At 69.7% G+C, this 24,961-nt stretch carries 22 protein-coding genes; 16 read left to right on the top strand and 6 right to left on the bottom strand.

The window, feature by feature from the left end:
* Nucleotides 1-17: 17 nt before the first annotated feature.
* Nucleotides 18-812: a DUF4097 family beta strand repeat-containing protein gene (locus ACZK5D_RS12160; RefSeq protein ID WP_463665467.1), complete on the bottom strand. Its 795-nt coding sequence runs from the start codon at nt 810-812 to the stop codon at nt 18-20.
* A gap of 12 nt (nt 813-824) precedes the next feature.
* Nucleotides 825-1,298 (bottom strand): toxin-antitoxin system HicB family antitoxin, encoded by a 474-nt coding sequence (locus ACZK5D_RS12165; RefSeq protein ID WP_463665468.1) that lies wholly within the window; start codon nt 1,296-1,298, stop codon nt 825-827.
* Nucleotides 1,299-1,455: 157 nt separating this feature from the next.
* On the opposite strand from ACZK5D_RS12165, the gene thrC reads away from it, so the two are divergent.
* Genes thrC through ACZK5D_RS12185 form a run of 4 tightly spaced genes read left to right on the top strand, consistent with a single transcriptional unit; the run spans nt 1,456 to nt 5,891 of the window.
* Nucleotides 1,456-2,886: a threonine synthase gene (gene thrC, locus ACZK5D_RS12170; protein WP_463665469.1), complete on the top strand. Its 1,431-nt coding sequence runs from the start codon at nt 1,456-1,458 to the stop codon at nt 2,884-2,886.
* Between the two features lie 38 nt (nt 2,887-2,924).
* Entirely contained in the window at nt 2,925-3,689 is a 765-nt protein-coding gene (locus tag ACZK5D_RS12175; RefSeq protein ID WP_463665470.1) for an N-formylglutamate amidohydrolase, read from the top strand.
* The gene (locus ACZK5D_RS12180) at nt 3,682-4,854 is read left to right on the top strand and encodes a peptidase MATCAP family protein (protein WP_463665471.1); all 1,173 of its coding nucleotides are present in this window, start codon (nt 3,682-3,684) and stop codon (nt 4,852-4,854) included. The genes ACZK5D_RS12175 and ACZK5D_RS12180 overlap by 8 nt, the downstream gene beginning before the upstream one ends.
* Nucleotides 4,851-5,891, top strand: coding sequence for a glutathione synthetase (locus ACZK5D_RS12185; RefSeq protein ID WP_463665472.1), 1,041 nt, complete (start codon nt 4,851-4,853; stop codon nt 5,889-5,891). Before ACZK5D_RS12180 ends, ACZK5D_RS12185 begins: the two co-directional genes overlap by 4 nt.
* A gap of 32 nt (nt 5,892-5,923) precedes the next feature.
* Here ACZK5D_RS12185 and ACZK5D_RS12190 read toward each other — a convergent pair whose 3' ends face one another.
* The 3 genes from ACZK5D_RS12190 to ACZK5D_RS12200 all read right to left on the bottom strand — a co-directional run bounded on the left by ACZK5D_RS12190 (nt 5,924) and on the right by ACZK5D_RS12200 (nt 11,092).
* On the bottom strand, nt 5,924-6,946 hold the full coding sequence (locus ACZK5D_RS12190) for a lactonase family protein (protein ID WP_463665473.1): 1,023 nt from the start codon (nt 6,944-6,946) through the stop codon (nt 5,924-5,926).
* Between the two features lie 45 nt (nt 6,947-6,991).
* Entirely contained in the window at nt 6,992-9,130 is a 2,139-nt protein-coding gene (locus ACZK5D_RS12195; protein WP_463665474.1) for a N,N-dimethylformamidase beta subunit family domain-containing protein, read from the bottom strand.
* Between the two features lie 123 nt (nt 9,131-9,253).
* Nucleotides 9,254-11,092: a N,N-dimethylformamidase beta subunit family domain-containing protein gene (locus ACZK5D_RS12200; RefSeq protein WP_463665475.1), complete on the bottom strand. Its 1,839-nt coding sequence runs from the start codon at nt 11,090-11,092 to the stop codon at nt 9,254-9,256.
* Nucleotides 11,093-11,325: 233 nt separating this feature from the next.
* Here ACZK5D_RS12200 and dnaK point away from each other — a divergent pair, with 233 nt between their 5' ends.
* From dnaK to ACZK5D_RS12260, 12 genes are all read left to right on the top strand, one after another.
* Nucleotides 11,326-13,179, top strand: a complete 1,854-nt coding sequence (gene dnaK, locus ACZK5D_RS12205) for a molecular chaperone DnaK (RefSeq protein ID WP_463665476.1) — start codon at nt 11,326-11,328, stop codon at nt 13,177-13,179.
* 89 nt (nt 13,180-13,268) lie between these two features.
* Nucleotides 13,269-13,721, top strand: a complete 453-nt coding sequence (locus ACZK5D_RS12210) for a nucleotide exchange factor GrpE (protein WP_463665530.1) — start codon at nt 13,269-13,271, stop codon at nt 13,719-13,721.
* Nucleotides 13,722-13,758: 37 nt separating this feature from the next.
* Nucleotides 13,759-14,910, top strand: a complete 1,152-nt coding sequence (dnaJ, locus tag ACZK5D_RS12215) for a molecular chaperone DnaJ (RefSeq protein WP_458995971.1) — start codon at nt 13,759-13,761, stop codon at nt 14,908-14,910.
* A gap of 5 nt (nt 14,911-14,915) precedes the next feature.
* Entirely contained in the window at nt 14,916-15,341 is a 426-nt protein-coding gene (locus tag ACZK5D_RS12220; protein WP_463665477.1) for a heat shock protein transcriptional repressor HspR, read from the top strand.
* Nucleotides 15,342-15,461: 120 nt separating this feature from the next.
* A complete protein-coding gene (locus ACZK5D_RS12225) occupies nt 15,462-15,911 on the top strand; it encodes a hypothetical protein (protein WP_463665478.1) in 450 nt (149 codons plus the stop codon).
* 9 nt (nt 15,912-15,920) lie between these two features.
* On the top strand, nt 15,921-16,532 hold the full coding sequence (locus ACZK5D_RS12230; protein ID WP_463665479.1) for a DUF1707 SHOCT-like domain-containing protein: 612 nt from the start codon (nt 15,921-15,923) through the stop codon (nt 16,530-16,532).
* A gap of 125 nt (nt 16,533-16,657) precedes the next feature.
* On the top strand, nt 16,658-17,500 hold the full coding sequence (locus tag ACZK5D_RS12235; protein ID WP_463665480.1) for a siderophore-interacting protein: 843 nt from the start codon (nt 16,658-16,660) through the stop codon (nt 17,498-17,500).
* Nucleotides 17,501-17,526: 26 nt separating this feature from the next.
* Nucleotides 17,527-18,576, top strand: coding sequence for an iron-siderophore ABC transporter substrate-binding protein (locus tag ACZK5D_RS12240; RefSeq protein WP_463665481.1), 1,050 nt, complete (start codon nt 17,527-17,529; stop codon nt 18,574-18,576).
* Nucleotides 18,573-19,547: a FecCD family ABC transporter permease gene (locus tag ACZK5D_RS12245; RefSeq protein WP_463665482.1), complete on the top strand. Its 975-nt coding sequence runs from the start codon at nt 18,573-18,575 to the stop codon at nt 19,545-19,547. Before ACZK5D_RS12240 ends, ACZK5D_RS12245 begins: the two co-directional genes overlap by 4 nt.
* Complete coding sequence (locus tag ACZK5D_RS12250) at nt 19,544-20,563, top strand: FecCD family ABC transporter permease (RefSeq protein ID WP_463665483.1); 1,020 nt, start codon at nt 19,544-19,546, stop codon at nt 20,561-20,563. Before ACZK5D_RS12245 ends, ACZK5D_RS12250 begins: the two co-directional genes overlap by 4 nt.
* Nucleotides 20,556-21,350, top strand: a complete 795-nt coding sequence (locus tag ACZK5D_RS12255) for an ABC transporter ATP-binding protein (RefSeq protein WP_458995979.1) — start codon at nt 20,556-20,558, stop codon at nt 21,348-21,350. The genes ACZK5D_RS12250 and ACZK5D_RS12255 overlap by 8 nt, the downstream gene beginning before the upstream one ends.
* A 75-nt stretch (nt 21,351-21,425) precedes the next feature.
* Nucleotides 21,426-21,932 (top strand): DUF1003 domain-containing protein, encoded by a 507-nt coding sequence (locus ACZK5D_RS12260; protein WP_458995980.1) that lies wholly within the window; start codon nt 21,426-21,428, stop codon nt 21,930-21,932.
* Nucleotides 21,933-22,328: 396 nt separating this feature from the next.
* Here the strand turns inward: ACZK5D_RS12260 and ACZK5D_RS12265 are convergent, their stop codons facing one another.
* Complete coding sequence (locus ACZK5D_RS12265) at nt 22,329-24,887, bottom strand: glycogen/starch/alpha-glucan phosphorylase (protein WP_458995981.1); 2,559 nt, start codon at nt 24,885-24,887, stop codon at nt 22,329-22,331.
* Nucleotides 24,888-24,961: the final 74 nt, after the last annotated feature.

Here is a 24,961-nt window from a genome sequence, read left to right on the forward strand (position 1 = left end):
TTCCCTCGGGCCGAGTGTCAGGCGTTGCGCAGCGTGATATCGCCCGACGCCGTGGTCACCCTCACCGTGATGAAAGGGGCCCCCTCTGCCGGCTGGCCGGCCGGCTCTAGGCGGGCGTCCACGTCCCCGCTGGTCGACCGGACGTCCTGCCAGATCGGAACGCCGGTCGGCAGGCCGACGCTGACGTCGCCGGACGCCGTCCGCAGAGTGAGGGCGGTGCCGTCGAACAGCGCCACGTCCAGGTCGCCTGACCCCGTCGCGGCGGTCAGCGTGCCGGAGGAGTGCCGCACCCGGACGTCGCCGGATCCCGAGCGGACCTGCCCGTCGGCGTGGATGCGCCCGGCCGTCACGTCACCCGACCCGGTGGCCAGCACGGCCTCGTCGGCCTCCTCGATCGTGACGGCACCCGACCCGGTCCGGAGCTTCACCCGTGCCGAGCGCCCACTGACCACGACGTCCCCGGACTTCGATTCGACCTGCACGGACGCGCCCTCGGGCACCACGGCGGTGACCGTCACGCCACGGGCCCGCGCGTCGCCCAGCGAGAGGCTCATGAAGCCGAGATCGATGGCGAGTCCGCGGCGCCCCGACTGCTCGGCGAGGAGGGGTGGCACGCGCACACCGACGACGTCGCCGGCCGTCGAGAACTCGACCTGGCCGAGGTCCGCCTCGTCGTGGCATGCCACCTCGATCGTGCACGTGTCGGTGGCCTCGTGCCGGACGGTGACGTCGGCAGCCTGGACCCACACCTGAAGCGTCGTCACAGCGGATGCAGGGAAGGTCTCGCGGCGAAGTGTTGCGGTGGCGCTCATGGTGGTCCCCTCTCAGGCCCAGCCGGTGATCCGGCGATCGGTGCGGACGCCGGGGCCGCGGCCAGCAACCCCGGCGAGATGGGCGCGGACCGCGTTGACGATCCAGGTGTTGAGGGACAGTCCGGCGGCGTCCGCCGCGCTGTCCGCCCTCGTCTTGACTGACTCCGGCAGGCGGAGGGTGATGCGGGCCGTGCCGTCCGTGTCGCCCTCGGGGAGTGCCAGCGTGGGCTCCTCCGGATCCACCGAACGATGGTGCTGTACCCACCACACCGGGTCCCGGCCGTCCATGCGCACCTCCACGACGTCCCCCAGTTCAGCGCTGAGTGACGCCGCCGCGTCGGTGAGCGTCTCGACCAACCGCAGCCGCAGGGCGGGCTCCAACGCGGCCAACAGGCGCTCCGCGACGCTGCGGGTGTGATCGTCGGCCAGCGCGGTGGCCTTGGCGAGGTCGCCTCGGAGCGCATCCAGATAGGGATCGAGGTCCATGACTCCACTATGACACTGCCGTGGTGTCATATCAAGCACCATCTCGCACCAAGCTGGTTTGAGGGCTGATCGGGGGTCGGGGAGTTGCCGGCGTGGGAAACCGTGACGCCCGTCGGGGCGTCCGAGGGCCAGGTCGGTTCTCGGTAGCATGGCGCGCATGCGTTACGTCTCCACCCGCGACACCACCGGCCTGCCGGGCAGGCCGTTCAGCGACATCCTGCTCGAGGGCCTCGCCGCCGACGGTGGGCTCTACCTGCCCGAGCGCTACCCGGCGGTGTCGCAGGAGACGCTGGGGGAGTGGCGCACCCTGCTGGCCGGGAAGGGGTACGCCGCGTTGGCGTTCGAGATCGTGCGGCTGTTCGTCGACGACATCCCGGAGGGGGACCTGCGCGGCATCGTCGAGCGGGCCTACGAGCCTTCGAAGTTCCTCGATCCCGCCGTCGTGCCCGTCACCCGGCTGAGCGACGGGCTGTGGCTGGCCCATCTGAGCAACGGCCCCTCTGCGGCGTTCAAGGACATGGCCATGCAACTGCTGGGCGAGCTGTTCGCCTACGAGCTCGCGCGCCGCGGCGAGACCCTCACCATCGTCGGCGCCACCTCTGGCGACACCGGCTCCTCGGCCGAGTACGCGCTTCAGGGCAAGCCGGGGGTCCGGGTCTTCATGCTCTCGCCCCGCGGCCGGATGACCGCGTTCCAGCAGGCCCAGATGTTCTCCATCGACGACCCGGCCATCGTCAACATCGCCGTCGACGGGGTCTTCGACGACTGCCAGGACCTGGTCAAGGAGCTCAACAACGACGCGGCCTTCAAGGCCCGGCACCGGCTGGGGGCCGTCAACTCCATCAACTGGGCCCGCCTCATGGCCCAGGTGGTCTACTACTTCGCGGCCTGGCTGCAGTTGCCTGAGATCGACGAGCCGATCAGCTTCGCGGTGCCGTCGGGCAACTTCGGCAACATCGCCGCGGGGCACATCGCCCGCGAGATGGGTCTACCGATCCACCGGCTGATCCTCGCCACCAACGAGAACAACGTGCTCGAGGAGTTCTTCCGCACCGGGCGGTACCGGGTGCGCGGCTCGGCGGAGACGCTGGCCACGTCCTCGCCGTCGATGGACATCTCGAAGGCCTCGAACTTCGAGCGCTTCGTCTTCGACCTCATCGGCCGCGACACCGCCCGCCTGCGCGCCCTCTTCGTCGACGGCCTTGCCGACGGCGAATTCAGCCTCACCGACAGCCCCGAGTTCGCGGGCCAGCTGGAGCGCTACGGGTTCGTGGCGGGCACCTCGACGCACGCGGACCGCCTGGACGAGATCCGCCGGGTGTACGCCGCGGACAAGGTGATGATCGATCCGCACACCGCCGACGCCGTGCACGTGGCGCGGAACTCCGGCGTCGAGGGCCGCATCGTGGTCCTGGAGACGGCGCTGCCGGTGAAGTTCGCCGACACCATCGTCGAGGCCACCGGCATGGTGCCGCCCCGCCCCCACAGGTTCGACGGCATCGAGGACCTGCCGCGCCACGTCGTCGACCTGCCGTGCGACGCCGACGCCCTCCGCGCGCTGATCGAGGAGCACGCGATTTCGGCCTGATGGCGTTTGGCGGGCGTCCTCCTCGGGTAGGAAGGGGTATGGACGCTTTCGAATTCGTCGGAGACTGGTCCGGTCAGCTGATCGCCACCTCGATCCACGCCGGGCATCACCTGCGCCCCGAGATCGCGGAGCTGTCGATCCTCAGCGAGGAGGACCGGTTCCGCGAGGAGGACCCCTTCACGGACCGGATCGCCTCCCATGCGCCCGCGCGGGTTCTCGTCCACCGTTCCCGCTTCGAGACCGACCTCAACCGCGTGCGCGAGAAGACCGTCTACCGCCGCCCCGAAGACGCCTGGGGCCTGCACATGTGGTCCCTCGACCCGTTGCCGGACGACGTGGTGGCCCGTTCGCGGGAGGTCTACGACTCCTTCTTCGCCGCGCTGGCGCAGCGCCTCGACGAGGTGGCCGCGCGTGGCCCGTTCGTCCTCTACGACGTGCACTCCTACAACCATCGACGGCACGGAGAGGAGGCCGACGCCGAGCCCTGGGAGGAGAACCCCGAGATCAACCTCGGGACCGGCAGCGTGGACCTGGAGCGCTTCTCGCCGGTGGTCGAGGCCTTCCGCGGCTCCATGCTGGGGCAGGGCTTCGACATCCGCGAGAACGTGAAGTTCAAGGGGCAGAACCTGGCCTGGTGGGTCCACGAGCGCTACCCGGGCGTGGGATGCGTGCTCGCCATCGAGTTCAAGAAGACCTTCATGGACGAGTGGACCGGCGAGCCCGACGACGAGAGGATCGGCTTCCTCGCCGACGCGCTCGCCAGCACCATGGACCCCGTCCTCCGGGCGCTGCCCGATGCCTGAGCCCAACCCCCTGGCCGTCATCGACCGGGCGATCGACCACCAGCTCTCCCAGCTCGGGCAGAGCTTCCGGTTCGTCCTCGACGTCACCCCAGTCGACGCCGACGACGTCAAGGCGGCCTTCCTCGCCGGCGACCTCGACGAGCCGTCGTTCACCTACCGCGACCTCGAGACCGACCCGGAGGTGCTGCAGACGGTGCTCGAGCGGATCGACGTCGGGGCGGTCCAGGACGGGAGTGTCGCGGCGCTGCTCGGCGGCAAGAAGCGCGAGTTGGGGCTGCAGCTGGCGATGCTGCGCGCCCGGGACTCAGCGGACTTCCGCCAACTCAGCGTGGAGCTCTACGGAGGGGTGCGACCGGACCTCCTCACGGCCGCCGAGGCCGTTCTCGCACGGGTGGAGCCACAGTCCTGGGGCGGGGACCGGCTGACGCCCGAGGAGTTCCTGGATCTGGCCCGCGAGGAGATCGACTACTACCGCGCCCTGGAGCCGGACGTCGACATCCACGCGGAGATCCGGCCGGACTCCACGGGCGTGATGGTCTCGGGCAACCTGCTGCTCATCGGGCCCGAGTCGTCGGTCTCGGCCGAACGCGCGACGGCGCTCATCCAGCACGAGGTGGGCACGCATCTGGTCACCCAGGTCAACGGGTCCCACCAACCGCTCCAGGTGCTCGGCACCGGACTTTCGGGGTACGACGAGACGCAGGAGGGCCTCGCGGTCCTGGCCGAGGTGGCCTGCGGAGAGCTGACGGCGTCGCGGCTGCGGCAGCTGGCCGGCCGCGTGGTCACGGTGCACCGCATGCTCGGCGGGGCCTCGTTCCGCGAGTGCTGGGCCGCCCTCGTGGACACGGGCTTCCACCCCGCGGGCGCGTTCACCACGGTCATGCGCGTCTTTCGCTCCGGCGGACTCACCAAGGACGCCATCTACCTGCGGGGCCTGCTGGACCTCCTTGCCCACCTGCGCCGGGGTGGCTCCCTCGACGCCCTGTTCCTCGGCAAGTTCTCCCTGGTGGACCTGCCGCTCATCGACGAGCTCGCCGCCCGAGGCATCCTCCGGCCCCCCGTGATCCTTCCCCGCTGGTTCGACGACCAGGCCGGGCGCCGGCGGCTCGATGCCGCCTCCCACATCACCGACCCCACCGCACTGATCCAAGGAGTTGTCCCATGAAGATCGGATTCGTCGTCAACGACGTCATGACAGAGAAGCCCACCTACACCACCACCCGTCTTGCCATGCAGGCCGCCAACCTGGGCCACGAGGCCTGGCTGATCGGGATGGGGAACTTCGCCTACGAGCCGGACGGCTCGCTCAGCGCACGAGCCCGGGGCGGCGACGGCAAGAACTACCGCTCGCTGGAGCGCTACCTGGAGGATGTCCAGCGCCCCGACGTCGAGGAGCGGCTGAAGCTCTCCGAGTTCGACGTGGTGATGCTGCGCAGCGACCCGGCCGACGACGCGCAGGGCTCCGCCTGGGCGAACAACGCGGGGGTCGCCTTCGGGCAGCTGATCGCCTCCACGGGGGTGCTGGTGGTCAACGACCCCGGCTCCCTGGCCAACGCCCTGTCCAAGGCCTACTTCCAGCACTTCCCGGAGGTGGTGCGCCCCCGCACCCTCATCTCGCGCGACGAGGCCCAGATCACCGCGTTCGTCAAGGAACTGGGGGGCAAGGCGGTGCTGAAGCCGCTGCAGGGCTCAGGCGGCAGCGGCGTGTTCCTGGTCAACACCGACGAGTCGCCCAATCTGAACCAGATCATCGAGGCCATCGCCCGCGACGGCTACGTGGTGACCCAGGAGTACCTGGAGGAGGCCAAGAACGGCGACGTGCGCATGTTCGTGATGAACGGCACGCCGCTGAAGGTCAACGGGAAGTACGCGGCGTTCCGCCGGAAGTCCGCCGGATCCGACATGCGCTCCAACATGTCCGCCGGCGGCAAGGCGGTGGCGGTGAAGGTCACCGACGAGATGCTCGCCATGGTGGACGTGGTGCGCCCGAAGCTCGTTGCGGACGGCATGTTCCTCGTCGGCCTGGACATCGTGGGCGACAAGCTCATGGAGGTCAACGTCTTCAGCCCCGGGGGCCTCGGCAGCTGCCAGGCCCTGTACGAGGAGAACTTCGCCGTCCCGATCATCCAGGACCTGGAGCGCAAGCTCGAGATCCGTCGCCACCACCCGGAGCTGACCAACGTCAACCTGGCCACCCTCTGAGCCAGGGGCACCCTCGCTCAACCGGTGACCACTCAACCGGTGACGATCTCGATCCAGTTGGCCCCCAGGCCCACGTCGTGGCGGGCCACCTCCGTCAGGGCCCCGTCGGCGTCCGGCCGGTAGAGCGCCACGACCCGGTCGATCTCGGAGGCCACCAGCAGGGTGTCGTCCGGGAGCACGACGAAGTGTCGCGGCTGTGCCACCACGTCGGAGTGTGCCGTTGCGCCGCCGAGCGTGCCGTCTGCCGCGACACTGACAGCCGTGATGGTGCCGCGCGTGCGCTCCGCGTTGAAGAGACGTCGGCCGTCCATGCTGAAGTGGAGGTCGGAGCACCAGATGAGGTCCTCCTCGCGCGGCTTGGCGCCGAAGCGGCTGTGCGACAGGCCACGATCCGTCGGGATGGCCGTCACCGCCTCAGCCGCCACCAGCACCCCGGTGGACGGGGAGCGGTCGTAGCGCAGCACCTCTCCGGAGTACTCGGTGTTGACGTACAGCGAGGTCCCGGCGTCGTCGAAGATCAGGTGCCGGGGTCCCGAACCCTCCGGGGCAGGGGCGACGGGCGGGTCCAGCGGCGTGAGCGCGCCGTCGTCGCCGACGGCGAACTGCGCCACCAGATCCTCGCGGAGCGAGACGAAGTAGGCGAACCTGTCGTCGGCGCTCAGCTGCACGCTGTGCATGTTCTGCCGGGGGATCGGTTCGCCGATCGGGGTCAAGGCCCCGTCCTCGCCGACGCGCCAGGCCTCACCCAGGTGGTCGTGGTAGGACGCGCTGTACAGCAGGGAGCCGTCGGAGGACAGCGTGAGGTACACCGACGCCCCGTGGGCGGGGTAGCTGCCGAGGGTCTCCAGCGATCCGGAGGGATCCAGCCGTAGGACTGTGACTCCCCGGGGCTCGCTGGTGCCGGCGAAGACGAGCCCGCGGGCCCGGTCCACCGTGAGGGGCAGGCCGGGGGCCACGCGCGTGGTGGCCACCTCGGTCAGGGGGCCGTCGGCCACCCGCAGCGTGGTGATGGTGCCGTCCTTGGAGTTCGCGACGAGGGCGAGGAGAGGTTCCATGGTGGCCAGCCTAGACCGCCGATCCTGCCCCCGCCCGTCGCGCGACTAGGCAGTGAACCGGACGATGTTGTTGAAGATCCAGCCCTTGGACCAGTAGTAGACCCGGTTTCCCGCGGAGTCGAGGCGCGAGGTGATGAACGAGCCCCAGATGTAGGCGCGGCAGCCGCCGCCACCGCTCACCGCGGTGTCGCACTCGGTCCTCCACTCGCGGCCGCCGGAGGTCCAGGTGAAGTTCTTCGGCCCAGGAGTGCCGTAACCGCCGAGGGCGTTGCCCACCCACAGGCTGCGCGGGGACGCCTTGTATGTGAGGTTGTTGAAGTACCAGTCCGTCTTCGAGACGAAGGCGCCGTTGACCGAGGTGACCTGCGTGGCCAGGATGTCCGTGCGGCACCGGTCGATCTGCGAGGAGTACGCGGCACAGGCGGTGCGCCACTGGCGCCCGTTGTAGGTGTGGGTGCCGGGCGTGGTGTAGACGTCGAACGGCTCCGGTTCCGGCGTGGGCGTCGAGTACACCTCGTCGAGGTTCGGCTCCTCCGTGAAGCGCTGCCCCAACGGCCCGACGGCGGCCTCGCGGACGATGGTGGCCACCACCGTCCTGACGAACTGCAGCGAGCGGTCCGTGACCGTGGCGCCGGGCGTCAGCGACATCGCGAAGCCCATCGTGCCGAGGTTGAGCACCCCGGCGCCCGACGGAGCCACGTAGTAGGTGAGGTCCGAGAGGCCCGTTCGGTCGGCGCAGTTGTAGGTGCTGTGCGCCGCGATGTGGACCGACGCCGGAGAGGCCGGCCCGGCCTTGTCCACCTCGTGCCCGATGAGACCGGCGTAGGCGGACCCCTTCGTCGCGCCCGTTCCCCGGAACGCCCAGAAGTCAGGGTTGTACACCACGAGATCCGTCCGCGGGTTGTGGCCGTAGCAGTCGTACATCGAGCCGATGAGCCCCGCCTCGGGATCGGGGAAGGGGTCGGAGCGGAACAGGGTGGTGGTCTCCGGGGAGTTCTTGACCGGGTCGAGCGCCTCCTCGCGATAGGTGGTCACCGTCGTGAAGTCGCCGTTCCAGCGCATCCGCCAGTAGATGGCGTCGGAGCCCAGGAAGATGAGGTTGGTTCCGTTGTCGCGCAGCTCCTGCGCGTTCGCCTTCATCTGCACGGTCCAGTACTCGTCGTGGCCCAGCGCCACCAGCGCCAAGGCGTCGTCAAAGGCCGCTCCTCCCCGGTGCAGCCCGGCGTTGGACGTGTAGGACAGCGGCACGTTCAGCGACTCGAGGTACTGGATGAGGCCCAGTTCGTAGTCCCAGATCTTCTGGGCGCCGTTGCCGCTCTCGGGGCGGTGCAGGCTGACGGTTGTGGAGCGGTCGGCGTAGCCGGTGGGGCCCTTGTAGAGGGAGTACTGGCCGAAGTAGTTGTAGGCCGCGTGGTTGCTCGTCGCCGACATCACGACGACGGTCCCGGCGTGGTCGGCCGAACGGATGATGGTTGGGACGTAGCGCTCGCGCCCGAGGTTGTCGGTGAGCTTCGTGAAGTAGACGCCGGGCTCCCAGCCGTCGGTGGTGAAGGTGTAGGTCACGCTCCAGGCAGAGCAGTCAACCGTCCGGTTCGCGGTGGAGCAGGCGGGCTGCGCGGTGAGCGGGGCGACGGCCTGGGCCACCAGGGCGGCGCCCGCGCCGTCGTAGTGCCCCATGCGGTAGACGTCCATCTGCACGGTCGCGGCAGTGCCGCTGACCTTGAGCCGCATGTCCTCACCCGGCGCCAGGCTCTCGCCCACCGAGTAGCCGCCGAGGTCCGCCTCGCCCGCGAGGTTCGTGATCCGCCAGGTCGTCGCAGGCACGGCCATCGGAATCACGGCCTGCGGCGCCAGGTCGGTCTGCGGCTCGCCGCTGGTCGACACGGACGGCTCGGCGCCTGCCGAGGGCTCCGGCGACACCGGCGTGGCCGGCTCCGCTGGAGCGCCCGGCTCGACGGTGGGATCGGGCTCGACGGTGGGGGCAGGCTCCGCCGTCGGCGATGCCCCCGGACTGTCGCCCGGATCGGGTGAAGGTGAGGTTGAGGGTAAGGGCGACGAGGGCTCCTCACCCGGCTCCGCGGGCCCCGAGGGGGTGGCCGTGGAGCCGGGCGTTGGCGGCGGCGGCTCGTCCGCCAGGACGGGCACGCCCGCACCGAAAGCGGTGGTGGCTACGACTGCAAGCATGATCAACGCTGATCTCAGGTGTCTCATCATTCCCCTTGGATGAACCTCTGCCACCTGAGACTATCCTCAGGCCCGGCTCAGTTTCAGCCGGACCCGCCGGGCTCGCCCCTTCAGGACTAGGCCCTATGACGTGAAGCGCACCATGTTGTTGAAGATCCAGCCCTTGGACCAGAAGTAGATCCGGTTGCCGGAGGAGCTGAGGCGTGAGGTGATGAAGGACCCGTAGATGTAGACCCGGCAGCCGCCCTTGCCGGTGACCGCCGTGTCGCACTCGGTCTTCCACTGCCGGCCGCCGGAGGTCCAGGTCTCCTCCAGCGGACCGGTCTGGCCGTACCAGCCCAGAGGGTTGGCGGACCAGTCGCTGCGGGGCGAGGCCAGGTAGGTGAGGTTGTTGAAGTACCAGTCGGTCCTCGGCACGAACCGGCCGCCCACGTAGGTCACCTGGGTGGCCCGGATGTCGGTGCGGCAGCGGTCGACCTTGCTGGAGTACGCCTCGCATGTGGTGCGCCACTCGCGCCCGTTGACCGTGTGGTAGCCGGGGGTCGAGTACACGTCCAGTGCCTGGTCCGGGTACACGGTCGAGTAGTTCGAGGCCTCCACGAAGCGCTCGCCCAGGGGTCCCTGGGCCGCCTCGGTGATGAGGGTGCCGATCACGGTCCTCGCGAAGTCGATCGAACGCTGCGGGGCGGTCGACGACGCGTCGAGCGCGTGCGCCAGCCCCATCGTTCCGAGGTTGACCACGCCGGCCTGGGACGGGGCCACGTAGTACGTGACGTCCGAGACCCCGGTCCGCGAGGTGCAGGGGTAGGTGCTGTGCGCGGCGATGTGCACCGACGTCGGCGACTCGGGTCCCGCCTTGTCCACCTCGTACCCGATGAGGCCCGCGTACCGGGTGCCGACGGCGGCGCCGGTGCCCCGGAACGCCCAGAAGTCGGGGTTGGTGACCACCAGGTCGGTGTTGGCGGCCGCTCCGTCGCAGTCGTACTGGGAGCCCATCAGCCGGGCCTCCGGGTTGGGATACGGCTGATCCCGGAACTTCACCGTGGTCTGCTCGCTCTGCACCGGGTCGAGGGTGGCCGACTTGTACGAGATGACGCGGGAGAAGTCGTCGCTCCAGCGTGTCCTCCAGAAGATCGAGTTGGCCCCGAGGAAGACGAGGTTGGTGCCCTGATCCCGCAGCGTCTGCGCGCTGGCCCGCATCTCCACGGACCAGTACTCGTCGTGTCCGAGCGTGACGAGCGCCCGGGACCCCGCGAACTCGGCCGCGCCGCGGTGCAGCGCCGCGTTGGTGGTGTAGGAGAGCGGAACGCCCAGCGACTCCAGGTGTTGGATGACGCCCAGTTCGTTGTGGATCAGCTTCTCGGCCCCGGATCCCTCGCCAGGGCGGTTGAGGCTCACGATGTACGCGCGGTCGGGGCCACTGGGCCCTACGTACAGCGAGTACCCGCCCATCGAGTTGTACGCGGCGTGGGTGCTGGTGGCCGACATGATGGTCACGGCCCCGCTGTGCGAGGTCGACCGCACCGTGGTCGCGTCGTAGCTCTGATTGCCCTGGTCGTCGGTCATCCGGGTCAGGTACAGACCGGGCTCCCAGCCGTCCGTCGGCACGGTGTGCGTGACCGTCCACGCCGAGCAGTCCACCGTCCGGTCGATCACCGTGCACGCCGGCTGAGGTGTCAGCGGCACGTCGGCAGTCTGATGCGCCAGGCTCGCGCCGAGACCGTCGTAGTGGCCCATCCGGAATGTCTCGATCGTCACCGTCGCGCCGGTGCCGGAGATCTTGAGCTGCAGCGGCTCGCCGGGCGTGATGCTCTCGCCCATCGCGTAGCCGCCGAGGACTTCCGGGCCCACCGGCTTACTGAGCGTCCAGTCCGCCGTGGGCCCCAGCGTCGTCACCGCCGTCGGAGGATCCTCGCCTGTCGCGGTGGTGGCCGAGGCCACCAGGATTGCCGTGCTTGTCACCAGCGCCATTGCCAGTTTCCCGAACATACGACCCCCTCGTTCGTTCGCTGTTCGGATCGTATCGAAGCGATGCACCGCTGTATTGAACGGGGCGAATCTGCATCGCCGCCGGACGAGCCAAGGTTGAGCGGAGGTGGCTCAAGGAGACTTGAGCCCACCGGGCTCATGTGCTTAACTTGAGTCAACTCGGCTCAAGGCCCTGACTCAGACTTGTCTCCCTAGGAGGAACCCCCATGGCTCGTGCAGTAGGTATCGACCTCGGCACCACCAACTCCGTCGTCGCCGTCCTCGAGGGCGGCGAGCCCACCGTCATCCCCAACGCGGAGGGCGCCCGCACCACCCCGTCGGTCGTCGCGTTCTCCACCTCCGGCGAGGTCCTCGTCGGCGAGGTGGCGAAGCGCCAGGCGGTGACCAACGTGGACCGCACCATCCGCTCCGTCAAGCGCCACATGGGCACGGACTGGAAGAAGACCCTCGACGGCAAGGACTACCGCCCCCAGCAGATCAGCGCCTTCGTGCTGCAGAAGCTGAAGCGTGACGCGGAGGCCTACCTCGGCGAGTCCGTGACCAACGCCGTCATCACCGTGCCCGCCTACTTCGGCGACGCCGAGCGCCAGGCCACCAAGGAGGCCGGCGAGATCGCGGGCCTCGTGGTGGACCGCATCATCAACGAGCCCACCGCCGCGGCCCTGGCCTACGGCCTGGACAAGGGCGACACCGAGCAGGCCGTGCTGGTCTTCGACCTCGGCGGCGGCACCTTCGACGTGTCCCTCCTCGAGATCGAGGGCGGCGTCTTCGAGGTCAAGGCCACCAAGGGCGACCCGCGCCTCGGCGGCGACGACTGGGACGCCGTCGTGGTGGACTGGCTGGCCACGCAGTTCAAGAACAAGCACGGCGTGGACCTGGCCAAGGACAAGATGGCCCGCCAGCGCTTGCAGGAGGCCGCCGAGCGCGCCAAGATCGAGTTGAGCGCCGCCTCCGAGACCTCGATCAACCTGCCCTACATCACCGCGTCCTCCGAGGGCCCGCTGCACCTCGACGAGAAGCTCACCCGCTCCGAGTTCCAGCGCATGACCCAGCACCTGCTGGACCGCTGCCGCGCGCCGTTCAACGCGGTGATCTCGGACGCCAAGACCTCCGTCGACAAGATCGACACCGTCCTGCTGGTTGGCGGCTCCACCCGCATGCCCGCCGTCGTGGACCTGGTCAAGGAACTCACCGGCGGCAAGGAGCCCAACAAGGGCGTCAACCCCGACGAGGTCGTGGCCCTGGGCGCGTCCCTGCAGGCCGGCGTCCTGAAGGGCGAGGTCAAGGACGTGCTGCTCCTCGACGTCACCCCCCTGAGCCTCGGCATCGAGACCAAGGGCGGCGTGATGACCCGCATCATCGAGCGCAACACCACCATCCCGATCAAGCGCTCCGAGGTGTTCACCACGGCCGAGGACAACCAGCCCGCCGTGATGATCCAGGTCTACCAGGGCGAGCGTGAGTTCGCCCGCGACAACAAGTCTCTGGGCAACTTCGAGCTCACCGGGCTCCTGCCGGCCCCCCGCTCGGTCCCGCAGATCGAGGTCACCTTCGACATCGACGCCAACGGCATCGTGCACGTCGGCGCGAAGGACCTGGCCACCGGCAAGGAGCAGTCGATGACTGTCACCGGCGGTTCCGCGCTGGCCAAGGACGACATCGACCGCATGGTCCGCGACGCCGAGGCGCACGCCGAGGAGGACCGCAAGCGCCGCGAGGCCGTCGACATGCGCAACGAGGGCGACGCCCTGGTGTTCCGCACCGAGAAGCTTCTGGCCGAGCATGCAGATACCATCGGCGAGGACGTCAAGGCTCCCGTCGTGGAGGCCACCGAGGCGCTCAAGGAGGCCCTGAAGGGTGAGGACAACGATCTGGTGAAGACCGCCATCGACGACCTCAACACCAAGGCCGCCTCGATGGGCCAGGCCATCTACGCGGCGGCGCAGGCGAAGCAGGCGCAGGAATCGGCCCATGCCGAGTCCTCCACCGAGTCCACCCAGGAGGGTGAGGACGACGTGGTCGAAGCCGAGATCGTCGATGAGGAGAAGGACAACAAGTGACCGATTCGCAGTTCGTTCCGGACGGCGAGGCTGTGGGTGAGGGCGTCGAGGAGACGCCCTCACCCGAGGCCGTTGAGCCGTCGGAGGGCCTGGAGCTCCTGGAAGCCATCGACAAGGTGGCCGAGCTCGAGTCGCTCGTCGCCGAGAGGACCCTGGATCTCCAGCGGGTGGCGGCCGAGTACGTCAACTACAAGAAGCGCGTGGACCGTGACCGCGACCTCGCCCGCCAGTCGGGCGTCGAGGCCGTGGTCAACGACCTGATGCCGGTGCTGGACCACATCGAGTTGGCCAAGCAGCACGAGAGCCTCGAGGGCGGCTTCCGGCTGATCGCCGAGGAGTTGCAGAAGGTCGCGGCCAAGCACGGGCTGACCGCCTTCGGCGCGGTAGGGGAGGCGTTCGATCCCAACCTCCACGAGGCGCTCATGGCGGTTCCCATGGAGGAACCCGTCGAGGTGGTCACCGTCTCGCAGGTCATGCAGCAGGGCTACCTGCTCGGCTCCCGTGTGGTGCGTCCCGCGCGGGTCGCGGTGGCCAACCCCTGATCGCCAGGCACTGAGCAGAGAGGAGATGATCGACTAGATGAGCACGAAGGACTGGCTCGAAAAGGACTACTACAAGGTCCTCGGCGTCTCCAAGAGCGCCAGTGCCGATGAGATCAAGAAGGCGTTCCGGCAGATCGCCAAGGACAACCACCCGGACCAGAACCCGGACAACCACGCCGCCCTGGCCAGGTTCAAGGAGGCCTCGGAGGCCAACGCGATCCTGAGCGACCCCGAGAAGCGCAAGGAGTACGACGAGGCCCGCAGCCTGTTCGGTGGGGGCTTCAAGTTCGCGCGTCCGGGTCAGGGCGGGCCGTCGGGGTTCGAGGATCTGCTGCGCAACGCGCAGGGCGGGCAGGCCAACGCGGGATTCGGCGACCTCTTCGGAGGTCTGTTCGGTCAGCCGGGGGCCACGCGCCGCGCCACGCAGCGCGGGCCCCGTCGGGGCGCCGACATCGAGGGGGACGTCGCCATCACCTTCGAGCAGGCGGTCGAGGGCGCGACGGTGACCATGCGCACCATCTCCGATCAGCCGTGCGCCTCCTGCCGGGGCACCGGCGCCAAGGCGGGCTCTCTGCCGCGGGTGTGCCCGCGGTGCGAGGGCTCCGGCATGCAGTCGTCCCAGACGGGCGGCGTGTTCCAGCTGAGCGAGCCCTGCACCGAGTGCCTGGGCCGTGGCCTCATCGTCGACAACCCCTGCCCGGACTGTGAGGGCTCGGGCCGGGGACGCTCCGCCAAGACCATGCAGGTGCGGATCCCCGCCGGCGTCAACGACGGCCAGCGCATCCGGCTCAAGGGCAAGGGCGCGGCGGGCGAGAACGGGGGAGCGGCCGGGGACCTGTACGTGTCGGTCACCGTCAAGCCGCACCGGCTGTTCGGCCGGGCCGGCAACAACCTCACGCTGGAGGTCCCGGTGACCTTCGCCGAGGCGTCACTCGGCGCGGAGATCACCATCCCCACGCTCAGCGGCACCAACGTGAAGCTCCGGATCCCGCCGTCGACACCGAACGGACGCACGATGCGGGTCCGCGGAAAGGGCGCACGGAAGTCCGACGGCACGATGGGTGACCTGCTGGTCACCCTGAGCGTGCAGGTCCCTGACGACCTGAGCGACGAGGCCAAGCGGGCGCTGCAGGAGTACGCGGAGAAGGCGCACGAGTCCAACCCCCGCGCCTCCCTCTTCGGAGGGTGAGCGACATGACCAGCCTTCCCCAGCTGTTCGACGTCGACGCGGCCGTGTTCCCGGTGTCGGTGGCCGCCTCCCTGGCGGACATGCACGCGCAGACCCTGCGCGGGTACGACCGGCTGGGGCTCGTGGTGCCGCAGCGGGCGCGGGGCCGCGGACGGCGGTACTCGTTGCGTGACGTGGCGAAGCTGCGTCACGTCCAACACCTGAGCCAGACCGAGGGCATCAACCTGGAGGGCATCCGGCGCATCCTCGCGCTGGAGGCCGAGGTCGAGGGCCTGAGGGACCAGGTGGACCGGCTCACCGACACCATCCGCCGCCTGCAGACGCACGAGGCGGCCATGCGCGTGTTCACCGCGGAGTCCTCCGGGGCCGTCCACGCCGGACGGTTCCGCCCGGGCCGCCGCCTGGCGCTGCCGCCCTCCGCGGCCGGCTGAACCGCCCCTGCCCAGGGTCGGCCCCGGGCACATTTCAGGGGTCTCCCCCCTGTGCCGGGCGACGATGCGCGGCACACTGGAGGGAGAGGCGGGGACACCCGCGGGAAGGACCATGCAGCCATGACCGATCACGAGCACAACGAGGTTCCGACGGCCACCTTCGTGGACGCCGAGGACACCAAGGACTACGAGCCCGAGCACGAGCAGGTGGTGGAGGCCGAGCACGCCGAACAGTCTGAGAAGGCCGGCGCCGAGAACCTGGGCGAGAACATCGTCAAGGCGGCCACGGAGGCGGCCTATGCGGCCGTCGGGTTCGTCGGCTTCGTTGGGGACAAGGCGAAGAGCTTCTACGAGGAGCAGCAACGCCAGTACGTCGCGACCCACCCTGACACCGAGGCCACCGAGGGTTCGAAGGCCTTCCTGGCCCAGATGCGTGAGCAGATGAACAAGCTCGTCGAGGAGCTGACGAAGGGCTACAAGGACATGGTGGAGCGTGGCCGCGACTCGCGCCACGACGCACCCGCGGCGCCGGCCGCCCCCGTCGAGGAGCCTGGGCAGCCCGCCTCCTAGACTGGGCCAATGTCCGACGAACTGATCCCTCACAAGCGCCTCCGCGCCGGAGATGCCGACCGTGACGCGGTGTTGACGGTTCTGCAGCGCGCGCACGCAGAGGGCCGCCTGAGCGTCGAGGAACTGGGGGAGCGGCAGGATGCCGCGCTCCAGGCGAGGTTCATCGACGAGTTCGATGGGCTCGTCGACGACCTCCCTGAGGGCATGGGGCTGGCCACCCGCCCGGGTGGCCAGCCCGCCGTGCTTCCGGCAGCGGGGCCGCCCGCCGATGCCTCCACCGCCCCGTTCACCTTCACGGTCCTGACCGGCAGGGACGTGGACGTGGCGCCCGGCACGAGCTACTACCGCAACTTCGCATGGTGGGGCGGTGACGACATCCACCTCGACGACGTGATGGGGCCCGGCGTGGTGCTCACCCTCGAGCTCTCCGCCGTCATGGCCGGCCACGACATCTTCGTCCCCCCTGGCGTCCGGGTGATCGACGAGTCCCTCGCCGTCATGGCGGGCAACGACATCGAGAGGCAGGCCAGGGGCGACGGCGCCAACGGCACGCTGATCCTCAAGGGCTTCCTCTTCTGGGCGGGCAACGACGTGAAGCTGTCGCGCAGGGCCCACCGCTGAGAACGTTCCTTGTCAGCTCGCGCTCTTGAGTCTTCGAGGCCACTGCCGGCACTTCCGCCTGCGGAGGGATTGAAATCCGCAAGACGGGATTTGCGTAAAGGCATGGTTAGGCTAACCTAACCATCGTGAGCATCTCGTCGCTGCTGGAGAAGGCCCAGTTCCGGATCGCCAAGGCCAAGGCCCGGGGCGCCATGGCCGCCATGCCGGAATCCGTCGGGCACCGGCTGTTCGAGGCCGAGGTGGTCGCCGTCGGATCCCCCTCCGTCTCCGTCCGCCGGATCACGCTGAGCGCCGAGGAGTTCGCCGGCTACGGCACCGTCGCGGCCGACGAGTTCTTCGGGCTCCTCATGCCCGGCCCCTCCGGCCGCCTGGTCCTCCCGGACCCGGACCGCGTCAACATCCGCGCCGCCGTCGCGGACCTCCCCGAGGAGGACCGGCCGGTGCTGCGCTGGTACACCGTCCGCAGGCACGATCCCGCCGCCTGCACCGTCGACGTCGACATCGTCACCCACGGCACCGCCGGACCCGGCTCGGCCTGGGCGCTCGGGGCCGCCCCCGGGAACCGCGTCGGCTTCCGCCAGTGCGGCGCGCTGTTCCTGCCCGGCGCCGCCACCCGGCTCTGCTTCGTCGTCGACGAGACCGCCGCGCCCGGCCTGGCCGCGATCATGGAGTCCCGCGACCTGGATCCGGACTGCCGGATCATCGTCGAGACCTCGGACCCCGCGCACCTCACGCCGCTGCCCTGGCACCCGGGGCTCACTGTCGTCAGCCGCGACGGCGCCGCGCCCGGCGACCGCGCCCTGGCGCTGCTGCGCGAGCTCGACACCTCGTCGTTCGACTACTTCTACCTCTGCGGGGAGAGCGACCTCGCTGCCTCCTGCCGTCGCCTCCTCGTCACCGAGCGCGGCGTCGACAGGCAGCTGGTGCTGTTCTCCGGCTACTGGAAGCTCGGCCAGGCACGCGTCTGACCGTCCCTACCCTCAAGGAAACCGATATGTCCCTCCTGTCCCGCATCGCGGGCGCGGTTGCCGCCGCGCTCGCGCTCAGCGCCTGCTCCACCGGCCCCGCAGCCACGACCGTCCCGGACGCCGCATCGTCCGCGGCCACGTCCTCCTCCGCGACCGCGACCGACGCGTTCCCCGTCACCGTGACCCACGCCCTGGGGGAGGCGGTCATCGAGGCCGAGCCCACCCGCATCGCCACCATCGGCTGGACCGACCACGAGACGCTCGTCTCGCTCGGCGTCGTGCCCGTCGGGGCGGTCGAGATCACCTGGGGCGGCAACGAGGCGGGCTCCACCGACTGGTTCGACTCCGCCGTCGCCGAGCTGGGCGGCGAGCAGCCCACCCGTTACGACGACTCGGCCGGCGCCCCGATCGAGCAGATCGTGGCCCTCGAGCCCGACCTGATCCTCGCCACCAACTCCGGCCTCACGCAGGAGGAGTACGACACCCTGAGCAAGGTGGCCCCCGTGGTCGCCTACCCCGAGGCACCGTGGTCCACCTCCTGGCAGGACTCGCTGGAGCTCGTGGGGCAGGCCGTCGGCCGCAGCGACAAGGCCGCCGAGGTCGAGGCCGAGACCACCGCCCTCCTCGAGAAGGCCGGCGCCGAATACCCGGAGATCGCCGGCACCAGCGCGGCATGGCTGTGGTTCGCCGCCGCCGACTACTCCAAGTTCGGCCTCTACACCGCCACCGACGCCCGCCCACGCTTCCTCGACGCCGTCGGCTTCGAGACCCCCGCGATCGTCACCGAGCTCAGCGACGGCGCCCCCGGCCAGTTCTCCGTCGACGTCTCCGCGGAGCGCGCCTCGGAGTTCGACGCGGACGTCATCGTCTTCTACGTCGACGACTCGGTCACCCTCGACGGACTCCAGGCCGCGCCGCTCATCCAGGACCTGCCGGCGCTGAAGAGCGGCGCCTACGTGGCCTCGGGGGACCCGGCCCTCGCGCTGCCGCTGTCCAGCCCCACCCCGCTGAGCATCCCCGTCGCGGTGGAGAAGTTCCTGCCGCTGCTGGCGGAGGCCGCCGCGAAGGTCCAGTGACCCTCCCCCGGGCGGCCGGCGGCCTCATCGCCGTCGGCTGCCTGGCCGTGGGGGTGCTGGCCTCCTTCGCGTTCGGCTCGGTGGGCGTGCCGGTGGGCGACGTCGTGGCGTTCCTCACCGGCGGCGAGCCCGCCACCGCCGCGATCCTCGCCGCGCGCGTGGACCGGACCCTGGTGGGTGTGGTCTGCGGGGCGGCGCTCGCGCTGTCCGGGGCCATCCTCCAGGGCGTCACCCGCAACCCTCTGGCCGACCCGGGGCTCCTCGGCATCAACGCCGGGGCCGCGCTGGCGGTCGCGCTCGGGGTGGTCACGGGGGTGGGAGCGTCCCAGAGCACGGTGGTGGGCCTCAGCCTGCTGGGTGCCGGCGCCGCCGCGACCTTCGTGGCGCTGCTCAGCCGAGGCCGCCCCGACCCCGTCCTCCTGGTGCTCCTCGGCGCCGCCGTCACCGCCGCCTGCCTGAGCGCCGTCTCGGCGGTCACCATCCGCAACCAGGCCGCGCTCGAGGTGATGCGCTTCTGGCAGGTGGGCTCCATCGGCGGCCGCGGCCTGCCCCTGCTGTTGCCGTCGCTGCCGGTCCTGCTCGCCGGCGCCGCGCTCACCGTCTGGGCCGGCACCACCCTCAACACGCTCGCAGTGGGCGACGACCTCGCCACCGCCCTCGGCACACGCCTGGGCCGCACCCGGGCCGCGCTCACCACCGGGGCGGTGCTGCTGGCCGCCGGGTCGGTGGCCGTCGTCGGCCCGATCGGGTTCGTCGGCCTCGTGGTGCCGCACATCGTCCGCCTGCTGATGGGCCCGGACTACCGCGTCGTCATCGCCGGGTCCCTGCTGCTGGGGCCGGTGCTGCTGCTCGCCGCCGACATCATCGGGCGCGTGGTCATGCCGCCCGCGGAGATCTCCGCCGGGCTCGTGGTGCTGCTCCTCGGCGCGCCGGTGCTCGTGGCGCTGGTGCGCAGGTCGGTGCACGCATGACCGCCGCCGCCCTCCGTGCCGCGACGGTGCGCCGCCGTCGCCTGGTCCTGGTGGCCGTGGCGGTGGTGACCGTCGGGCTGTTCGTCGTCCGCGCGCTGCTGGGCGACTACCAGATCGCCGCCGTCGACGCCGTCCGGATCCTGCTCGGCGCCGACCTCGGCCCGGCGAGCTTCATCTTCCTGGAGACCAAGCTGCCCATCGCCCTGGTGGCGCTCGCCTCGGGGATGGCGTTGGGCGGATCGGGCGCCGCGTTCCAGTCCATGCTGCGCAACCCGCTGGCCAGCCCGGACGTCATGGGCGTCACGCTGGGGGCCAGCGCCGCCGCGGTCGCCGGCCTAGTGGTGTTCGGGCTCAGCGGGGCGCAGGTCACGGCCGCCGCGTTCGCCGGCGGGCTCACGGTGGCGCTCGGCATCTTCGTGCTCTCCGGTGGCGCCCACTCGGCGTCGAACCGGATCATCCTCATCGGCCTCGGCCTGGCCTTCGCGCTGCAGGCAGTCATCCACTGGTTGCTCATCCGCGGCAGCGTCTACCAGGCCCGCGACGCCATGCGCTGGCTCGGCGGCAGCCTGAACGGGGTCAACTGGGACGGCGTCAGCCGCATCTGGGTGGCCGTCGCGGTGGGGCTGCCGCTGCTCCTGCTGCTGGGGCGTCCGCTGCGGCTGATCGAGGTGGGCGACGACCTCGCGGGCGGGCTCGGCGTCCGGGTGTCGCGGGTGCGGCTCGCGGTGCTGCTGGTTGTGGTGCTGCTCACCGCCTCGGCGACCTCGGTGGCCGGGCCGATCGCCTTCGTCGGCCTCCTGGCCGGGCCGATCGCGCGTCGGCTCAACGCCGGCCGTTCGTCCCTGCCCCTCGCCGCGCTGGTCGGCGCCGCCGTCGTCCTCGGCGCGGACCTGCTCGGGGACGCCCGCTGGCCGTGGGGGCCCCTTCCGGTGGGGATCATCACCGGGCTTCTCGGCGCCCCCATGCTGGTGGCGCTGCTGCTGCGTTCGACCTCGGAGGAGGAGATCCATGGGTGAGCTCATTGCGCGCTCGGTGACGCTGGGCTACGGGGACCGCGTCGTCGCGCGCGGCCTGGACGTTGAGGTGCCGGCCGGGCGGATCACGAGCATCGTCGGCCCCAACGGCTGCGGGAAGTCCACGCTGCTGCGCGGGTTCAGCCGGCTGCTGGCGCCGTCGTCCGGGCAGATCCTGCTCGACGGCGACGACGTGGCCACGCTCCCGGCGCGCGAGCTGGCGCGCAGGCTGGGGCTGCTGCCGCAGTCGCCGATCACGCCGGAGGCCATGACGGTCGCGGAGCTGGTGGGCCTGGGGAGGCACCCGCACCGGGCGATGCTCGGCGGGTGGTCGCGGACGGATCAGGACGCCGTCGACGAGGCGCTCGCGATGACCCGGACCGCGGAGCTGGCCGGGCGGCGCGTGGATCAGCTGTCAGGTGGGCAGCGGCAGCGGGTGTGGATCGCCACGGTGCTCGCCCAGCGCACCGCGACCCTCCTGCTCGACGAGCCCATCTCGTTCCTCGACATCGCTCGAGCGGTCGAGGTGCTGGACCTCGTCGTCGACCTCAACGCGCAGCGCGGCACGACGGTGGTGATGGTGCTGCACGACCTCAACCTGGCCGCCCGCTACAGCGACCGGTTGATCGCGATGCGCGACGGCGCGATCGTCGCGGCGGGCGCGCCGTCGGAGGTGGTGACGGAGGACCTGGTCCGCGACGTCTTCGGGGTGCCGAGCCGGGTGATCCCGGACCCGGTGTCGGGCACGCCGCTGGTTGTCCCGATCGGCCGCCACCACGTGCAGCCATAGAGAGGTGGAGCTTCGAGGTCTCTGCTAGTTCCCGCGCTCGACCAAGGCGGGCGCCGAGGCGTTTAGGATGCGCTCATGAAGCATCAGGGGTCGCTTTCGGAGCCGAGAATCAGGCGATTCGCGTATCCGCGTCTTCGTCACACGGGGACGCCCATTTCGGAGGCGATGGCAGCCTTCATGGGCACGACCGGGTTCATATACTGGATGGCCGCAGTTCTTGTGACGTGGGTCTTGTGGAACACGCTACTGCCGTCTACCCTGCGGTTCGATCCCTATCCGTTTCAGTTCCTGACCCTCATGCTTTCGGTACAGGCGTCGTTCTCCGCACCTCTCATTCTTCTCGCTCAGTACAAGCAGGAGGCAACGGACCGCGCTCAAGCCCAACTCGACAGGTCGAAGCTCGACCAGAGCCGGGCGGATACAGACTTTCTGGCGCGAGAACTCATGGATGTTCGGACTTCCGTCACGGGGATGGCCACGCGGCAGTACATTTCAAAAGAGCTTGAGAGAGTGGAAGAGCGCTTGTTGGCATCAATGCAGACGCTGGCCGGCGCTGTCCGGGAAGACGAGAGGGGAACATAGTGAGGCGCTTCTTGGTTGGCGCGATTTCGATGGCATTGGCATAGGGCTGGTCCGGTGCTGGGCTCGCTGCGCAGGCGGCGGTTGCCGAGCCGTCCTGCGCCGCCTGGGTCACGACCAATACCAACTGGCTCGGGACCCAGTACACCGGTCACGCAAGCTGTCCCAATGGGCAACGCGTCAGAGTCAAGCTCCGCTGCTATTCATCAGGGACGCTGATCTCCACGGTCTACGGGTCGTGGACGACGGGCGTGTCAACGGCGGTGTGTACAAGGGGCTTGACCGGAGTGGCAACCTTCGAGGTGTGAGGGTCAAGACTCCTCCCGAGTCCCCGCTGCCCTGGATACGTGAGGGCCCCCGCCATGCGGCGGGGGCCCTCAACTGCGTGCAGTTCGGGACTCAGATCATCGGGGTGGTGTGCCAGATGCGCTGCAGGTAGTCGCGCATCGAGCGGTCCGAGCTGAAGTAGCCCGTGCGCGCGACGTTGAGGATGGCCGAGCGGGTCCAGGCCTTCTCGTCGGCGTACTTCGCCTCCACCTTGGCCTGCGCCTCCATGTAGGGCTGGAAGTCCGCCAGCGCCATGAAGCGGTCCTGATGCAGCAGGTTGAACACCACCGAATCGAAGGTGTGCGGGTCGCCGTCGCTGAACTCGCCCGAGAGGATGAGATCCAGGGCCGCCTTCAACTCCGGGTTGGACTCGTAGTAGGAGCCGGGGTTGTAGCCCTTGGCGCCCAGCTCCGCGACCTCCGGCTCCACCATGCCGAACAGGAAGAAGTGCTTGTCGCCCACCAGCTGGCGGATCTCGACGTTGGCGCCGTCGTCCGTGCCGATGGTCAGCGCGCCGTTGAGGGCGAACTTCATGTTGCCGGTGCCCGAGGCCTCCATGCCGGCCAGCGAGATCTGCTCCGACAGGTCCGCCGCCGGGATCAGCTTCTCGGCCAGGGTGACGTTGTAGTTGGCCGGGAACGCCACCTTGAGGCGACCCTCGAGCCGCTCGTCGGCGTTGACCTTCTTCGCCACGGAGTTGATCAGGTGGATCGTGTCCTTGGCCATCCGGTAGCCGGGGGCGGCCTTCGCGCCGAACACGACGGTGCGCGGGGTCAGCTCCGAGGCGGCGATCTTGCCCGAGACCACCTGCTCGTACAGCGAGACGATGTGCAGGACCTTCAGCGACTGCCGCTTGTACTCGTGCAGGCGCTTGACCATGACGTCGAGCATGTGGCCGGCCGGCAGTTCGATGCCGTCGCGCTGCTGCAGCAGGTTGGTCAGGCGCTTCTTGTTCCACGCCTTGACGGCGCGGAACCGGTCCTGGAACTCGGGGTCGTCGGCGTAGGGCTCAAGCTCCTTGAGGCGCTCCAGGTCGGTGACCCAGCCGTGGCCGATGTAGTCGCTGATCAGCTCGGCCAGCTTGAAGTTGGCCATCCGCACGAAGCGACGGGGCGTGACGCCGTTGGTGACGTTGGTGAACTTGTCCGGCCAGAGGGCGGAGAAGTCCGGCAGCACCTTGTCGCGCAGCAGCTGCGAGTGCAGCGCGGCCACGCCGTTGACCTTGGTGCCCGCGACGGTGGCCAGGAAGGCCATGCGGACGCCGCGCTCGGGGTACTCGGCGATCATCGACATGCGACGGGCGCGCATCTCGTCGCCCGGGAACGCCTTGCGGACCTCGTCGAGGAACTCCTCGTTGATCCGGAAGATGATCTCCAGGTGGCGGGGGAGCAGGCGGCCGAGGAGGTCCGTGGACCACACCTCGAGGGCCTCGGGCAGCAGGGTGTGGCAGGTGTAGGCGAAGCAGGACCGGGTGACCTCCCACGCCTCGTCCCACTCGAAGCCCTTCTCGTCGATCAGGACGCGCATGAGCTCCGGCACCGCGATGACGGGGTGGGTGTCGTTGAGCTGGAAGATGATCCGCTCCGACAGGTTGTGCAGGTCGAAGCCCTCCTCGAGCTCGTTGGTGAGGAAGTCATGCAGGGAGGCGGCCACGAAGAAGTACTGCTGCTGCAGGCGCAGCTCCTTGCCCTGGGGCGTGGAGTCCTCGGGGTAGAGCACCTTCGAGATGTTCTCCGCGAAGGTCTGCGCCCGCACGGCCTGGGCGTAGTCGCCGGCGTTGAAGATCTGCAGGTCGAAGGCCTTGGTGGCCGACGCGCTCCACAGGCGCAGCGTGTTGACGCGGCCGTTGAGGTAGCCCGGGACCATGTAGTTGTAGGGGACGGCGAGCACGTTCCAGGCGGGGACCCAGCGGGTGCACTCGCGGCCGTCGTCGTCGAGGTAGGTCTCGGTGTGACCGCCGAAGTCGACCTGGACGGCAGCCTCGGGGTGCGGGAACTCCCACGGCGAGCCGAGTGCGAGCCACGTGTCCGGCTGCTCGACCTGGCGGCCGTCGACGAAGGTCTGGCGGAAGATGCCGTACTCGTAACGGATGCCGTAGCCGATGCTCGGGACGTCCATCGTGGCCATGGAGTCGATGAAGCAGGCGGCGAGGCGGCCGAGGCCGCCGTTGCCGAGGCCGGGCTCCACTTCCTGGGCGCGGAGGGTGGCGATGTCGATGCCGCACAACTCGAGGCCCTGCCTCGCGATGTCGCTCAGGTCCGTGGCCAGCAGTGCGTTGCCGAGCTGGCGCCCGAGGAGGTACTCGGCTGACAGGTAGCCGATGGTCTTGACCTTGGCCTCGCGGGTCTTGCGGTTGGTCTCGAGCCAGCGGGCCATCAGGTAGTTCTTGACGGTGCTGGCGAGGGCCAGGTACTGGTCGTTGACGCTGGAGCGCGACAGGGTGACGCCCTGGTTGGTGTTGAGTTCGTGGAGGAACTCCTTCACGAACCCGTCGACGGAGAAGGGCGGCGCGCCGACCGGTGCGGTGGCGAGGGGGTGCGTCGGGGTGGACGCGGGACCGTACGTGCGGGTGTCGGTGTTGGGCGTCTCGTCGGCGGGCAACGGGCGTCCATGCAGCGCTGTATCTGGCATGGCGCACACATTAGTTGAGCCGCGGTGGAAACCCCCAAACCGTTTGTCTCGGTGACGTGTCAGGTTGGTAACGA

The organism is Tessaracoccus yangjingae, assembly GCF_055326235.1.

Coding starts and splice junctions, on each gene's coding strand:
- ACZK5D_RS12160 (WP_463665467.1), bottom strand. CDS start 812: ATGAGCGCCACCGCAACACTTCGCCGCGAGACCTTCCCTGCATCCGCT.
- ACZK5D_RS12165 (WP_463665468.1), bottom strand. CDS start 1,298: ATGGACCTCGATCCCTATCTGGATGCGCTCCGAGGCGACCTCGCCAAG.
- thrC (WP_463665469.1), top strand. CDS start 1,456: ATGCGTTACGTCTCCACCCGCGACACCACCGGCCTGCCGGGCAGGCCG.
- ACZK5D_RS12175 (WP_463665470.1), top strand. CDS start 2,925: ATGGACGCTTTCGAATTCGTCGGAGACTGGTCCGGTCAGCTGATCGCC.
- ACZK5D_RS12180 (WP_463665471.1), top strand. CDS start 3,682: ATGCCTGAGCCCAACCCCCTGGCCGTCATCGACCGGGCGATCGACCAC.
- ACZK5D_RS12185 (WP_463665472.1), top strand. CDS start 4,851: ATGAAGATCGGATTCGTCGTCAACGACGTCATGACAGAGAAGCCCACC.
- ACZK5D_RS12190 (WP_463665473.1), bottom strand. CDS start 6,946: ATGGAACCTCTCCTCGCCCTCGTCGCGAACTCCAAGGACGGCACCATC.
- ACZK5D_RS12195 (WP_463665474.1), bottom strand. CDS start 9,130: ATGCTTGCAGTCGTAGCCACCACCGCTTTCGGTGCGGGCGTGCCCGTC.
- dnaK (WP_463665476.1), top strand. CDS start 11,326: ATGGCTCGTGCAGTAGGTATCGACCTCGGCACCACCAACTCCGTCGTC.
- dnaJ (WP_458995971.1), top strand. CDS start 13,759: ATGAGCACGAAGGACTGGCTCGAAAAGGACTACTACAAGGTCCTCGGC.
- ACZK5D_RS12220 (WP_463665477.1), top strand. CDS start 14,916: ATGACCAGCCTTCCCCAGCTGTTCGACGTCGACGCGGCCGTGTTCCCG.
- ACZK5D_RS12225 (WP_463665478.1), top strand. CDS start 15,462: ATGACCGATCACGAGCACAACGAGGTTCCGACGGCCACCTTCGTGGAC.
- ACZK5D_RS12230 (WP_463665479.1), top strand. CDS start 15,921: ATGTCCGACGAACTGATCCCTCACAAGCGCCTCCGCGCCGGAGATGCC.
- ACZK5D_RS12240 (WP_463665481.1), top strand. CDS start 17,527: ATGTCCCTCCTGTCCCGCATCGCGGGCGCGGTTGCCGCCGCGCTCGCG.
- ACZK5D_RS12250 (WP_463665483.1), top strand. CDS start 19,544: ATGACCGCCGCCGCCCTCCGTGCCGCGACGGTGCGCCGCCGTCGCCTG.
- ACZK5D_RS12255 (WP_458995979.1), top strand. CDS start 20,556: ATGGGTGAGCTCATTGCGCGCTCGGTGACGCTGGGCTACGGGGACCGC.
- ACZK5D_RS12260 (WP_458995980.1), top strand. CDS start 21,426: ATGAAGCATCAGGGGTCGCTTTCGGAGCCGAGAATCAGGCGATTCGCG.
- ACZK5D_RS12265 (WP_458995981.1), bottom strand. CDS start 24,887: ATGCCAGATACAGCGCTGCATGGACGCCCGTTGCCCGCCGACGAGACG.